The organism is Rhodobacter xanthinilyticus, from assembly GCF_001856665.1.
GTDB classification, from domain to species: domain Bacteria; phylum Pseudomonadota; class Alphaproteobacteria; order Rhodobacterales; family Rhodobacteraceae; genus Rhodobacter; species Rhodobacter xanthinilyticus.
In genome coordinates, this window is the sequence record NZ_CP017781.1 from 3,370,129 (window position 1) to 3,384,211 (window position 14,083).

Annotated in this window: 10 protein-coding genes; 2 read left to right on the plus strand and 8 right to left on the minus strand. The window is 65.1% G+C overall.

Going from position 1 to position 14,083, the window contains the following annotated elements; translation table 11 throughout:
• Window positions 1-42 precede the first annotated feature (42 nt).
• Entirely contained in the window at window positions 43-807 is a 765-nt protein-coding gene (gene istB / locus LPB142_RS16320) for an IS21-like element helper ATPase IstB (protein WP_071165181.1), read from the minus strand.
• Entirely contained in the window at window positions 804-2,291 is a 1,488-nt protein-coding gene (gene istA, locus LPB142_RS16325; RefSeq protein WP_071165182.1) for an IS21 family transposase, read from the minus strand. The genes istB and istA overlap by 4 nt, the downstream gene beginning before the upstream one ends.
• Window positions 2,292-2,335: 44 nt before the next feature.
• Between istA and LPB142_RS16330 the strand changes: the two genes are divergently transcribed.
• Both LPB142_RS16330 and LPB142_RS16335 read left to right on the plus strand, forming a co-directional pair.
• A complete protein-coding gene (locus tag LPB142_RS16330) occupies window positions 2,336-4,876 on the plus strand; it encodes a DEAD/DEAH box helicase (RefSeq protein ID WP_156894410.1) in 2,541 nt (846 codons plus the stop codon).
• A gap of 44 nt (window positions 4,877-4,920) precedes the next feature.
• Window positions 4,921-5,916 carry a GIY-YIG nuclease family protein gene (locus LPB142_RS16335; protein ID WP_231878968.1) on the plus strand — a complete coding sequence of 332 codons (996 nt, stop codon included), beginning with the start codon at window positions 4,921-4,923 and terminating at the stop codon, window positions 5,914-5,916.
• A 40-nt stretch (window positions 5,917-5,956) separates the two neighbouring features.
• Here LPB142_RS16335 and LPB142_RS16340 read toward each other — a convergent pair whose 3' ends face one another.
• The 6 genes from LPB142_RS16340 to LPB142_RS16365 are packed head-to-tail and all read right to left on the minus strand — an operon-like array spanning window position 5,957 to window position 14,083.
• Complete coding sequence (locus LPB142_RS16340; protein ID WP_068765708.1) at window positions 5,957-7,879, minus strand: DUF2793 domain-containing protein; 1,923 nt, start codon at window positions 7,877-7,879, stop codon at window positions 5,957-5,959.
• 21 nt (window positions 7,880-7,900) lie between these two features.
• Entirely contained in the window at window positions 7,901-11,899 is a 3,999-nt protein-coding gene (locus LPB142_RS16345; RefSeq protein ID WP_071167024.1) for a baseplate multidomain protein megatron, read from the minus strand.
• A 9-nt stretch (window positions 11,900-11,908) separates the two neighbouring features.
• Window positions 11,909-12,340, minus strand: coding sequence for an NlpC/P60 family protein (locus LPB142_RS16350; RefSeq protein WP_068765706.1), 432 nt, complete (start codon window positions 12,338-12,340; stop codon window positions 11,909-11,911).
• A gap of 11 nt (window positions 12,341-12,351) precedes the next feature.
• On the minus strand, window positions 12,352-13,236 hold the full coding sequence (locus tag LPB142_RS16355) for a DUF2163 domain-containing protein (RefSeq protein WP_068765705.1): 885 nt from the start codon (window positions 13,234-13,236) through the stop codon (window positions 12,352-12,354).
• On the minus strand, window positions 13,233-13,442 hold the full coding sequence (locus tag LPB142_RS16360; protein WP_068765704.1) for a hypothetical protein: 210 nt from the start codon (window positions 13,440-13,442) through the stop codon (window positions 13,233-13,235). The genes LPB142_RS16355 and LPB142_RS16360 overlap by 4 nt, the downstream gene beginning before the upstream one ends.
• Window positions 13,439-14,083, minus strand: coding sequence for a lysozyme (locus LPB142_RS16365; RefSeq protein WP_068765703.1), 645 nt, complete (start codon window positions 14,081-14,083; stop codon window positions 13,439-13,441). Before LPB142_RS16365 ends, LPB142_RS16360 begins: the two co-directional genes overlap by 4 nt.

The window sequence follows — 14,083 nt, forward strand, 5'->3', positions numbered from 1 at the left end:
CTGGCCGCCTTGGACCGTCAGGTCCAAGTCTGATACTTTGGATCAGGTGTTGTCGCCGGTCTTGCGCGCGCGACTTTGCGCGAGGCGATAGCTTTCGCCGTTCATCTCGAGGATGTTGACGTGGTGGGTCAACCGGTCGAGGAGCGCGCCGGTCAGCCGCTCGGTGCCGAAGGTCTCGGTCCATTCATCGAAGGGCAGATTGCTGGTGATCAGCGTGGCACCGCGCTCGTAGCGCTGGGAGATCATCTCAAAAAGCAGCTCGGCGCCGGTCTTTGACAGGGGCACGAACCCGAGCTCGTCGATGATCAGCAGCTTGACGGCAGCCATCTGCTTCTGGACGCGCAGCAGCCGACGTTCGTCTCGCGCCTCCATCAGCTCGTTGACCAGCGCGGCGGCGGTGGTGAAGCTGACAGACATGCCCTTCTGGCAGGCCGCCAACCCGAGGCCCAAGGCAATGTGGGTCTTGCCGGTTCCGCTGGGGCCAAGGGCGATCACGTTCTCACGCCGTTCGATCCATTCGCAGCGCGCCAGTTCCAGCACCTGCATCTTGTTCAGCTTCGGGATCGCCTTGAAGTCGAAGCTGTCGAGGCTTTTGGTGGCCGGGAACTTCGCAGCCTTGATGCGGCGCTCGACCATCCGCCGCTCGCGGTCAATGAGTTCCAGTTCAACGAGGCGCGACAGGAATTGGACATGGTCCAACCCTTCGGCGGCGCATTGGCGCGCAACCTTCTCGTGTTCCCGCAGGAAGGTGGGCAGCTTCAGCGTCTTCAGATGGTGGGCAAGCAGGATCTTCGGAGCCTCGCTCATTCCGCCGCCTCCGACATCAAGGCCATGTAGCTGGCCGCACGCGTCGTCTCGACGTTCGCCCGCGGCAGGTAGGGGTAGACATCGAGATCAAGCCTTGGGGGGCGCTTCTCGACCTGGCAAAGCACGAGGTGCTTCACGGCGTCAAAGCCGACCGCGCCCAGCTTCAGGGCCTTCTTCACGGCGGCATGCAGGTCATCCATGCCAAAGGTCTCAAGCAGCCGCAGCACCTGCACATACTCGCGGCGCCCCATCTTGAGCATGCGCGCCTCCATCAGGCGGCGCAAAGTCTGGAACTCTTCGGGCAGGTCCCATTCCGCCAGAGGCGCAGCCTGGTCCAAGGCATTGATCTTGCGCTCGATCAGCGGGAGGTAGTGAACCGGGTCGAAGATCATGTCCTCGCGATCGTAACAGCGCGGGTGTCGGGCGATCACCTCCCCGCGACAGCCGATCACGACCTCATCGACATAGCCGCGGATCCAGACATCCTGATGGCCATAGGCGACCGGGACCGAGTAATCGTTGGTGTCATAGCGCACGAGCGACTGCGAGCTGACCCTGCCGCTCGCTTGGTCGCAGGCGTCGAACGGGGCAGTAGGCAATGGGCGCATCGCCGCCAGATCGCGCTGCAGCCTCTCGCCGATCGTCTCCTTGTGACCCCGAAGAATGCGCGTGAGGCGTGCGCAGCACTGCCCTTCAAGGTCGGCGTTGAAGGCGTCCCAACTGGCAAAGTGGGGGATCGGCACCATGTGGTTGCGGCGGGCGTAGCCGACCATCCCCTCGACAGCGCCCTTGTCGTTCCCCTTCCCGGGCCGACCATAGCGATCCCGAAACAGGTAATGCGACTGCAAGCCGCTGAACAGCGTGGCGCGGATGCGCGTGCCATCTGGCTGGATCTTCGAGACCAGGCAGCGGTCGTTATCGTAGAGCACCGACTGCGGCACCCCGCCGAAGAAGGCAAAGGCGCGGACATGCCCGTCTATCCAGGCCTCCGCCGTCGCCGCCGGATAGGCCCGGACGAAATAGGCATCGCTGTGCGGCAGGTCGATGACAAAGAAATGCGCCTTCTGCTCGACACCGGCGATGACGACGACCGCTTCGCCAAAATCGGCCTGAGCATGGCCCGGCGGATGGGCCAGTGGCACGAACATCTCCCGTGTCCGCCGCTCACGCTCACGCACGTAATCCTTGACGATCGTATAGCCGCCGGTGAAGCCATGCTCGGCCTGAAGCCGTTCCCATATCCGCTTGGCCGTATGACGCTGCTTGCGATGCACCGCCTTGTCGGCTTCAAGCCAGGCGTCAATGAACTCGGTGAACCCGTCCAGCTTCGGCCGCCTGATCGGCTTGTCCCGCCGGTAGCCAGGCGGCACCGAGAAGGCCAACATCTTCTCAACCGTCCCGCGCGAAATGTTGAAATGCTTCGCCGCCGCCCGCGCGCTCATGCCCTCGGCACACGCCAAGCGAACCTTCTTGTAAAGTTCCACGGTATAAATCTCCCCACCCTCCCTGCTGCCGCAAGAAGGGAAAAGTGGCAGGATTTTACTCCGCCCGCAGCGAGACGATCCCGCCGCTACCGTGGCCTAATTTTGCACCGCCGTTTCCATTCTCCCGCAAGGCGCTGGAGGAAGAGAACGAAGAGGCCGAGGACGGAGAAGTTTCGGTCAACATGGCCGAGCTGGCTGGCAGACCCCTGAAAGAATTCCAGAACCGTGTCCGCGATAAGGGAGCCTTGTCTGCCTACAGAGTTGGCTCTGGCAGGTTCCTTGTCATCGACCGCTCGGCCGCGCCTGCCTTGAAGGTGATGGCGGAGATGCATCGTGCGCCCCGTGGAGAGCGGGCTGCTTTCATCAAGAACCCCCGTCAGAAAATCACGGCCGCCATCGAACAGGACTTGCGGGATCGTGGTGTGCTGGAAGGTCTCTCCGAAGCCCAGCAGGAGGAGATGATCGAGAAGGTCGCCTTCCCGACCTTTGTCGAGACCAAGGAGTATTCCGCCCGCGTTACTGGAAAGACCATCTACACGGGTCCCTCGATGGTCGTCACCGAGGGCAGTGGCACAACATGGCTTCCCGAGGTGTTCGGGGAAAGCGTGGCACGCCTCATCAAGGGACTGCCCATCGAACAGCTGGAGATCATCGAGGAGAAGATCCAGCAAGCCATCAGCGAGGGCCACGAAAGTATCGAGTACGAGGGCGAGCATATTGCCGCCTCCCCCACGACCGAACGCGCCGTTCGCCGCCAGATCCAGACCCTTATCGAGGAGCAGGAAGGCAAGCCAGAGATCGACGACATCGAGGCGGAGCCTGCACCCGAACCAGAAGGCGAAAGCACGGGCCCCATCATCCTCGAGGTGAAGGAAAACCTCGAGCAGGTGCAGTGGCGGGTAAAGGTGGAACCGCGCAAGGCGCTGATCCCTGTCACGCTGCCAGAGAACATCCGCACCCCTCTGAAAAGCCATCAGGTGGACAGTTTCAAATGGCAGGTGGAGGCTTGGAAATCAGGTCTGCCTGGCATCCTGAACGCCGACGAACAGGGGCTGGGAAAGACCCTGCAGACGATCTCCTTCCTTGCCTGGCTGAAAGCCCAGATGGCGCAGAAGGGTGCGAAGCCCAAGGGACCGATCCTGATCGTCGCCCCGACGTCGCTTCTGGAAAACTGGGAACAGGAAGTCGAACGGCACCTGAGCCCCGGTGGTCTGGGGCATCTCATCAGGCTTTATGGCAGCGGGATTTCATCGCGACGCCGCCATGGTGCCTATGGCAAGGATACCCTCGATGGCGAAGAGCATCTCGACCTCGCCTTCATGCATGAAGCCATGGCATCAGGCCTCGGGCACAACTACTGGCTGCTCACGACCTACACGACGCTGACGAACTACCAGCACTCACTGGGGGCGGTTCCCTTCTCGGCTCTTGTCTTCGACGAAATTCAGGCATTGAAGAACCCAGGCTCGCTGCGTGCGATTGCTGGCATGGCGATGAATGCCGATTTCCGCATCGGCCTGACGGGGACACCCATCGAGAACTCCACGACCGACCTCTGGGCGATTCTGGAACAGCTCGCCCCTGGTCGCCTAGTGCCGCTCACGGAGTTTAGGAAGCTCTACAGCACGCCCGAGGAAGGCCGCCTAAAAGCGCTCTACGACTTCGTATTTGAAGTGAACCAGGGCTTGCCTCCGATGGCGTTGCGGCGCCTGAAAGAGGACGTGGCCAAGGAACTGCCCTCGAAGACACGGATATTGCATCCACGGTTGATGCCCGATGTGCAGGCGGAGGCTTATGAACGAGCACGGGACAAACTGGCAACGGGGACACAAGGGGCAGCGCTCAAGATGCTGCATCACATTCGCTCGGTCTCGGTTCACCCTGCCATCACCGCCATCGAAAATGCAGACGAATTCATCGACCTTTCGGGGCGCTTGAAAGCCTGCTTCGAGATCATCGACGGCATCCATGCCTGCAAGGAGCGGGTGTTGGTCTTCATCGAACACATCCAGATGCAGTATCGCTTCATCGAGCTTTTGAAGATGCGATACGGTCTAAGGCATATCGACCTGATCAACGGATCGACACCTGTCCACAAACGGCAGGACATCGTGAACCGCTTCCAGAAGCATCTTGAACATGATCAGGGCTTCGATGTCCTTGTTCTGGGTCCAAAGGCAGCAGGCACCGGCCTGACCCTGACGGCTGCCACACATGTTATTCACCTGAGCCGCTGGTGGAACCCGGCGGTTGAAGAGCAGTGCAACGACAGGGTCCACCGGATTGGTCAGAAGAAAGAAGTCACAGTTCACGTTCCGATGGCGATCCACGGGGACTTCCGAGAGAAGAGCTTTGACTGCCTGCTGCACAGCTTGATGACACGGAAGCGGAAGCTTGCCTCAGCCGCCCTATGGCCCATGGGAGATACCGACGCAGACGCCGAACAACTCCAGAGGATGCTGGCGGAAGAGGTCAAATCCACGGATGCAGGCGATCCTGTCCAATCAGCAATTAAGCGAACCTTCGAGCGGGATCAGTCGCCGATGCCAGAACAACTCGATGACCAGAGTTACAGGTATGAATAGCGCGACGCGAAACCCATGATGGAACAAGTCGCATAAAGAACGCCGTGAACTGGTTCAGGAAGGCAAATCGTTTGAATAAACCTCGCTCGATCAACATCTTCCTCCTCGACGGTGATCCAAACGGCATCCGGGTGGCCCAGATCATGATGTCGACGATCCAGGCTATCGCTTTCCGTCGCAACAAGCTGGGTGACGTGCGCAAGACTTTCCCCGAAATCGAACGGCCGGGCGTGTACATCCTGATTGGCGAGGACGAGAGCGAACCAGACCGGCAGCTGGCATATATCGGGGAATCCGAGGGCGTCGGTGATCGACTTGCGTACCACAACTCGAACGAAAAAGGGACTGATGCCAAGGCGTTCTGGACGGACACGGTGGTTCTGATCAGCAAGGACGAGAACCTAACCAAGAGCCATGCAAGATATGTCGAGGCCTGCCTGATCCGTGGTGCCGGGTCCAACCCGCGCTGGTCACTGCCCAATATCAAGCGCCCGCACGAGACTGCAGGCAAACTTCCCTTGCCCGACCGAGCAGCGATGGACGAATTCGTGGACCAGACGAAAACGCTGGTCGGAGCGCTCGGCTGGGATCTATTTCGCGAGATGCGCGGACGTCCAGTCGCTTCTCAAGGCGCGCCCCAGTCTGGTGCCGCGCCGTCTAGCGGTCTGCGCTTCTTCTTTCGTGGCGAAGGCTTCGCCGCCGAAATGGAGCTTGGGGCCTCCGGCGACTTCGTGGTTCTTGCAGGGTCTCATGCCCGGATCAGGACAACGACCACGATACCGCGCAGCACCAGCTCGCTGCGCAAAACGTTGGTCGACTCCGGGGTGCTGAGGCAGGAACAAGATTTTCTCGTATTCACAAGCGATTACAGCTTTCCATCTGCGTCAGCAGCCGCAGCGACTGTAATAGGGGCGAGCGCAAACGGTCGAATCCTTTGGAAGCTGCCTGATGGGAAGGCCTATGCGGACTGGGAAGCAAGTCAGGGCAGCACGCCTGACGATGGGAGAGAAACGGAAGACCGAGGTGAATATCTCACCTGATTAACAGTGTCCGGCTTCACACGAAGGGCCCGTCGCGAGGTCAGTAATCGGTCTCGACGTATAACCCAGCGCAGTCGTAGGCGACAGCAGCGGCCGTCGCCCCGTTGTTGAGGAAGAGCCGCGGCGACAGAAACTGCGTCGCGGCGGGCAGGTCGGCGGTGATTTCCTGCTCGAAGACCGCGCCAGAGACCTCGTCGACGACGCGCACCCAGACAGAGCTTCCGTTCGGCGGCGCGGCGATGAACAGGGTCAGTACGCCACCGGTGGCGATGGCGAAGGACGCGCCCATGTCCGAAAGCGTCGGCGCCCCGGTGCCGTCGTTTGCGACCAGTTGCCATCGTGTGTGCGTGCCGCGCTGGAAGCCGATACCGATGCAGTTGATGACGGCGGCCAGCGTCAGGGTGGTGGCCAGCGCGGCAGTGGAGCCGTAGAGGCCGAAGAACCCCATGCCGGTCGCCTGCAGGGTTGTGAGCGAGAGCCGCGTCACGAAGGTCCAGCCGCCGAGGCCCGCCGCATTGCCGCGCCAGCAGGCCCAGCCTGCAGAACGCTGGTCGGCGACCGAGTCCACGACTGCCGCAGAGGTCAGGCGCCAGCGCCGCATGCTGGCGGCGAGGTTCGTCGCGGCGAGCGTGGGCGTCGAAACTGTGCCGACCGAAGTGATCGGCAGGCCTTCGGTGGTCACCGTCGTGCCGGTCGAGGGCGACCAGTTCGCGATGCGGTTCACCCCGAAGTGGGGTTGGAGCGGGAAGTCCCGTCCCGAGGGGCGCATCACGTCGATCCATGGCGCCCCGGCGCGGTTGCGGGCGTAGACCGATGCCTTCCCTGCAGGCGGCGGGCTTGGCGCTGCGGCCAGCCCTGGCAGAACGGTCGGCTGCGGCAGTTCTATCTGGCCACTCGCGCGGTCGATGCGGATCGCGTCGAAGAAGGCGGATCCGTCCGGGCTGACCTTGAAGCTGAAGTCGTCATTGCCCAAGAGGCCGATCAGCGCGCGGGCCGAAAACCCGGTCTTGAAGGCGAAGGCCGCGTCGTTCCCGGCGGCCGCCTTGTTGACGGTCGCTTCGATCCCTGCGCCCGCATTGTTCAGAAGGACGGCTGGGGTGTTGACCGACATCCGGTTGTAGCTGTCGGCCGTGGCCCCGCCGAGGCCCAATAGCTGCGCGGTCAGGTTGGCCTGAGGCATGCCGACCTGCGTGACGGCATTGGCGAAGGTGACGGTGGGCGTGTTCACCACTGTCGTGCCACCCGCTCCGGCGGTGGCCGAGCCGATGTTCACGACAGTGGTCGAGCCGGAGGCACCGCCGGTGCCGATGTTCACGGTCTTGGTCACGCCCGTGGTCGTGGCGCCGGTGCCCACCCCGTAGGTCGCGGTCGTCGTCGCAGTACCGATGGTGGCGCTGGCGGCCGATACGGTGACTGTGCCCGAGGCGGTCAACGTGCCGGAGAAGGTCTTGTTCCCGGTGAAGGTCTGCGTGCCTGCGAGGATCGCCAGTTCGGAGGATGTGTTTGGCAGCGTGAAGCTGCGCGTTGTCACGGCACTGATCCCCGCCAGCGAGAAGGTCGCCTTCTTCGTCGGGTCCGCGTCGTTGACCAGGCTGAACACCGCGTCCGAGACGTCGCGTGGCTCGCCGACCACTTCCCAGGCGCTGCCTGTCCAGACGAGGAACAGGCCTTCCGCCGCGACCCAGACCAACCAGCCGGTGCGAGGGACGAGGCGGATCCACGCGCCGTCCACCCAGAAGGCGATGTTCAGGTCCCACCCCGCCCAGAGGCCGCTCGCGCCCGATGCCACAAGGTGCCGGTTTCCATCGGCCGGGCTGGCCGGGGGGGCAGTGCGCGTGCGGTCGAGGACCGACAGCTGCACCATCGCGTCGAGCAGGCGCAGCGCCTCGTTGTGGGTGACATGCTTCTGCGCCTGCGCCGCCAGAAGGTAAGGCAGGCCCAGATGGGTCGTGGTGTCGGACATGGGGCTTCCCGTGAGTTGGGATCAGAATTGCAGCGTGACCGCGGCGGGTGTGCCGCGGCCGAGGCGGTTCGAGATCTGGTGGATGCGGATCGCCAGCGTCTGGCCGGGCTCGAGCGGCGTGCCCCAATCGGCTGTCTGCTGGGCGGCGGTGTAGAGGACGGAGGTCGTGGAGCTGGTCAGGGTGCGCTTGATGGTCGTCCCGTCGAGGATCTGCACATCGTAGCTTTCCAGGTCCTCGGCCAGCGGCACCTCGACCTGTTCCCAGGCATCCGCGACCAGCGCGCGGGACCGGCGCGTCCAGCGGATGGTGAGATCGCCGGTGCTGCGCGCTGTTCGCCACGGCTGCTCGACATGCACTGGCGCGAAAGGCACGAGGCCCCGCCCGGTCGGCGTGAAGCCTAGCGCGGCATAGCTTGCATCGCCCACCGCCCTCGCAGCCGGGCCCACGCGCCAGTTCCAAGGCAGACCAAGGTCGGCTTCGGCGATGGGCAGCAATGACAGCGCGGTGTCCAAGACCACGACTCGCGCTCCTGCTGGGGCCGGGTTGCCGATGGCATGTTCTGTCCCACGCTGGCCTCGCAACATGCGGGTCAGGCGGTACCGGCCGGGGGCGATCAGCTCGGCCGCACCTGCCTGGACGATCTCCCACACCCCTGCTGCGGACTCGACGCCGAGTGCGTTCGCTCCGCCGAACAGCGCGACATCCGTTACGCTTTCCAGCGTTCCAAACAGCAGATCGACCACCAGCGCGTTGCCGAGATCGAAGCGCGAGGTCGGCCCCGGATAGAGGTCGAAGGCCAGCGTGCCAAGCCGCGCCCGACTGCCGAAGGTCGTCAGCAACGCGAACCCGTCTGTCGAGGCGCTGCGGAATACCGCGATCTCGCCCGGCCAGGGGCTGGCATGGGCAGCGATCAGGGGGCGATGGGCGGGCTGGTCCTCGCTGATTTGCGGCAGGTCCAGCATCACCGCCTCCGGTGTGCCGAAGGCGACGGGGCTGGCGAGCGACGCGGGCCGCGGATCGCCGGGCGGCAGATCGTAGGCGGCGCGGTTCTGGCGCACCGCCTCAACGCCCCGCGCCTCGGCATCGGCGACGGATACCAGCCGGAACTCGACCTCCCGGCCGTCATGCGCAAGCCGGATGACGTCAGCCGGATCGAGGGCGAGGCGCGAGGGCGGCAGCCGAAAGGTGGCGCTTTCCCGACCGATCCAGGCTTCCATCAGCGCGCGGCGGCAACGGCGTTCAGCCTCCTCGGGCGGGATCGCCATCGGGAAGGACTCGGACGCGATGCGGGTGGTGTCGACGGTGATGCGGCGGGCTTCGACAAGAGCCGCGTCATAGTCCTCATCCGCCCGCGCGACCTGCCATTTCAGCGCCTGCGGCAGTTCGGTCTCCTGACCACGGGTCAGCTCAATGGCCTCGCCCTCACGACTGGCTACCAGATCGTCGATGGCCAGCGTGGCGACCGAGGCGCGGCCGCGCATGACGAAACGGATCACGCCTTCGGTCTCGATGGCGTCGAAGCCAAAGTGGCGGGCCAGCGTGGAAATCGACGCCCGGGGGCTTTCAAGGGCGCCGATCACATAGCCCTCGACCGCGCCCCAGAGGCCAGCGACGTCGATCAGGCCTTCGGCCAGCCCGGCGCGCAGGCAGAGGTGGCGCACGAGAGCCGCCAGCGACACCGCGCCGAGCCTGCCGGTCAGCCAGTGGCCGAGCCGCCAGTTCGGCCCGTCCGTCCAGACGCCGGTCAGTTCGGGGAAGAAGGGATAGGGACGCGCATCCCAGGTCCAGGCGGCGCATTCCGGAACATGGACCATCCGGCCGCCGTAGATGGCCGACACGGGATTATTGGCCGGAGTTCCCCACCAGAGATAGCTGGCTTCCAAATAGGCACGCTGAATGGCATCGTCGCGCCAGCCACGCGAGAACCAGGGCGTGAAGCTCTCCGACGACTTCGGGTCGAAGAAGACGTTCGGCTCGTTCGTTCCCCGGTCGATGGCGGGGCATCCCAGTTCGGTGAACCACACGGGCTTCGACTGCGGCACCCATGCGGTGGGCGTGCCACTCTCGAACCCGCCCGGGCGGTTGAAATGGGCATTCGACCACCAAGCGCGCAGATCCTTGTAGCGGAACACCCACGGTTTGCCCGACGCTCCATCGGTGATCGGTGTGCGCAGTTGCGCCGACCGGTCGGCGGTGCTGGCGTAGAACCAGTCGAAGCCCTCGCCACCGGCGATGTTGGCCTGCAGATAACCCCTGTCATGGATGGCGGGCCAGTCTTCCAGCGCATCGGCATGGTCGAAGCCGTCGCGCCAGTCGGAGAGCGGCATGTAATTGTCGATGCCGATGAAATCGACATTCGCATCCGACCAGAGCGGGTCGAGGTGGAAGAACACATCCCCGGTCCCATCACCCGGCTGGTGGCCGAAGTACTCCGACCAGTCGGAGGCGTAGCCCACCTTGGTGCCAGCGCCGAGGATCGTCTTCACTTCCGCCGACAGCGCCTTGAAGGCGGTGACGGCCGGATAGGCGCTGGTGCTCGACCGGATCGTGGTTAGCCCGCGCATCTCGGTGCCGATCAGGAAGGCATCGACCCCGCCCGCTACCCCGCAGAGATGGGCGTAGTGCAGGATCATCCGCCGCAGGCCCCAGTCACCCGCAGGGCCGGTCCAGCTGACGGTGTCGCCCGACACCGCGAACTGCGCCGGTGTGGCCGCCCCGAAAAAGCTGGAGACCTGCGTGGCAGCGGCGGCGGTCTTGTCGGCGGTCCCCGCAAAGCCTGCCGCCGGGGAACAGGTGATCCGCCCGCGCCACGGGAAGGATGGCTGGCCCGGCGTGGTGGCGTTTGCGCTGTAGGGGTTCGGCAGCGTGTTGCCGGGCGGCACGTCCATCAGCAGGAAAGGATAGAAGGTGACACGCAGCCCGCGCGCCTTCATCTCGCGGATCGCCTGTACCACCGCGAAGTCGGCGGGCGTGCCGCCATAGACCGGACGGTCCTCGGCGTCGCGGCTGACCAGATGCGCATTGGCCCGTGCAACGCCGTTGACCGCCCACACCTTCGGGCTGGTGACCTTGGCCGCCACCTCCACGCCGGGCTTGATCGAGCAGTTCCCCGCGCGCAGGTCATTGCCGAACCAGGCGACGACCAGGCTGACGCTCTCGACGGCCGGGGCCATGGCCTGCAGCCGGTCGAGCGCCACGACGATGTCGGCCTCGTCGGGCAGCGCGTTCAGGTTCTCGGCCGAGGTTGTGCCGCCGGTCGTCTGACCGAAGACCGTCGTCGTCGCCCCGACTGTCTTGCGCACGGCCTCAGTCGCATAGGTGAACTCGCCCGAGGCCGGGATCATTGTCACCGCCTTCACGAGCCCCTCGGCCGTGTCGGGATCGGCCAGTGGTCGGAACACTTCGAACGACAGCTGGGGCAGGCGGTTGCCATAGGTCGAGAGCGCCATTTCCTCGAAGACGACATAGGCCGTGCCGCGATAGGCTGGGGTATTGGCTGCGCCCATCTTCGTGGCAATGAATGGGTCAGCCGTCTGGGTCTCGTTGCCGGGATACCAGCGCCAGGTGATCCCGGTCATGTCGAGCGGCTTGCCGTCGGCCCAGATGCGGCCGATGCCAGTGATCGGGCCTTCACACAGGGCGACTGCGAAGCTGGCGTAGTACAGATATTCGGTCGTCTGGACCCGGCCACCGCCCCCGCCCTTGCCGCCGCCCTGCGTGGTGGTCTTTGTCTCCTCGCGGAAATCGGTGGCCCAGATGATGTTGCCGCCGATGCGCATGCGGCCGTAGAGGCGCGGGACGATGGCACCTTCGGTGGCCGAGGTGATGCGCAGAGAATCCAGCCGCTGGCCCTCGATCTTCTGAGCAGGCGCCAGCGAGGACACGATCCAGCTGTCGACTACCGACCCGATGGTGGAGCCGATGAAACCGCCGATGGCAGCACCGGAAAAGCCGAGGATCGCGCCGCCAAAGGCTCCGCCAATGGCAGAGCCGACGGCACCGAGGACGAGCGTGGCCATGTGAAAATCTCAGCGTGCGGGGAACAGGAAGGCGAAGGCGATCTTGCGCGCCCAAGTCGGCGTCAGCGGTTCCTCGATCACGCCCAGCCGTTCATAGGCGTGGAGGAAAGTGGCAGGTCCGGTCAGGATGCCGACATGCTTGGCGATGGCGCGGGGCATCATGCGGAACAGGACGAGCGCACCGGGCGGGGCGTCGGCTGGTGCGATCTCGGGCATCATCGCCCGCGCCCCATCCGCCAGCACCTCCCTTGGCCCGGTCTCGCCCCAGTCGCGGCTGTAGGGTGGGATCGGGAACGGCTCCGGGCCTACGACCTCGCGCCAGACGCCGCGTGCGAGGCCGAGGCAGTCGCAACCGACCCCGCGGAGACTTGCCTGATCGTGGTAGGGTGTGCCGAGCCAGGAGCGGGCGGCGGCGATGACGCGCTCGAGATCGGCGGTCATGACTGGCGCGGTCACAGAATCGCCCCCTCGTGCCCGCCGTCCTTCGTCGCGTAGCGCAGCACGGCATCCTGGCCGGGGATGTGCGGAAACCCCCGGAATTTGGCGACATTGGCGAACTTCGTTCCGCAGGTCGCAAGGCGCTTGTCGCAACCGGCGCGGACCACGAAGGTGTCCGTCGCCATGATAGGGCGCACCGGGGCTTCCAGCAGGGTCAGGATCGCCACCCCGTCGACGAGATCATGCGACAACACCTCGACCCGCCGCCCCGCGTTGGCGCCGGTCGACCATTCCACCAGCCCAAAGGCCAACCAGCCTGCCGTGAAGCTGCCGAGGCCGCTGGTGGTGAAGGCCCGGTCGCGCAGCACGTCGATGACCGCGCCCGTCCCCTTGAAGGCAGGAGCCTCGAGGTTCACCCCGCAGCGTGCATCGCCCAGCGCGGCATCGCAGCTCGCCTGGAACGTTCGTCCCACGGTCTGGCCAAGGACATGGGCCAATGAACGAACCTCGGCCACGAAGGCCAGCCGCCCGCGCCGGATCTGGCCGATGGCCCCGCGCCGGAGGAGCACGCGTTGCGCGGGGCTCGCCCAATTCACTCGCCAGACCTCGACCGCCGCATTGTCCCAGCGGCCGTCGAGGATGTCGGTCTCGGTGATCCGGTCAGACGAGAGCACGCCTTGGGCATCCTGTGCATCCACGGAGAGGTCAGAGCCGGATCGCACCTCGGAGGCCGTCAGTCCGCTTTCCGGCTCGAACTCGGTTCCGTCGAACGACAGCGTCCGGTCGTGGTCGGTGAAGCCGAAGGTCACGCCATCGGCCCGGGTGATGCGCCAGCACCAGGCAAGCGTCGTGGTGCCCTCGTCGAGATGGGCCTGCAGCGCAGGCGGGAGGGACTTCATTTCCGCCCCCAGCCGCGCCAGAGCGCGATCGAGGCCAGCGCCGAGGAGGCGACACCACCGGCCGCACCGGTCAGGGCGTAGAGGTTGAAGGGCCTGAGATCGAAGGTTCCCGTCGCCAAGTCGAAATCCGCCAGCCCCGTCATGGCGAGGCCGGAGGCGACGAGGCAGGCGAGATAGACAAGGCCGCGTGCGAGGCTCCAGTTCATGTTGTTTCCTTTCCCGTGAAGAAGCTGGCGAGCCGCTGCCACCAGCTGGGCGTGGAGGCGAGTTGGGTGGATGGCGGCGTGATCACCGGGCGCAGCAAGGCCAGCGCCTCGGCCTCGGTCAGCCGACGGATCGGCCGTGAGAAATCCACCCGGCCGTTGCGGTCGACCGACCAGACCGGGATGGTGCCGGTCGGGTAGGTGCCCCTGGCGAAGAGATCGCGCTCCGCCTCGCGCCGGGACCGGATGGCGGCGGGCCGGAGCCAGCCCATGAAGGCCGCTGCGGCCGCCGCGCGGTTGCCAGCGTTCAGGTGGCGCGTCAGCGCGGCCTTGGCGATGCCGCCGGTGTTGTAGTGGAAGCTGACCAGCGCATCGAACTCGTGGGGTTCAAGCCGCACCTTCACCGCGCGCAGCACCCCGGCCTCGTAGGCGGCGAGATCGGTGCGGAAGAGCTGGAACGCCTCACGGATCTTGGCATCGAGATCGGCGGGCATCCCGCGCGGCACCCGCGCCGGATCGGGCGGACCAGCGGCGGCGGTGTGGCCGATGCCGAAGGTCCAGACGTCCTTCACATCCAGATAGGGTCCGGGCACGACACCTTCGTGCCGGATCAGAGCCAGAAGCCCCCGGTCGCTCGTTTTCAT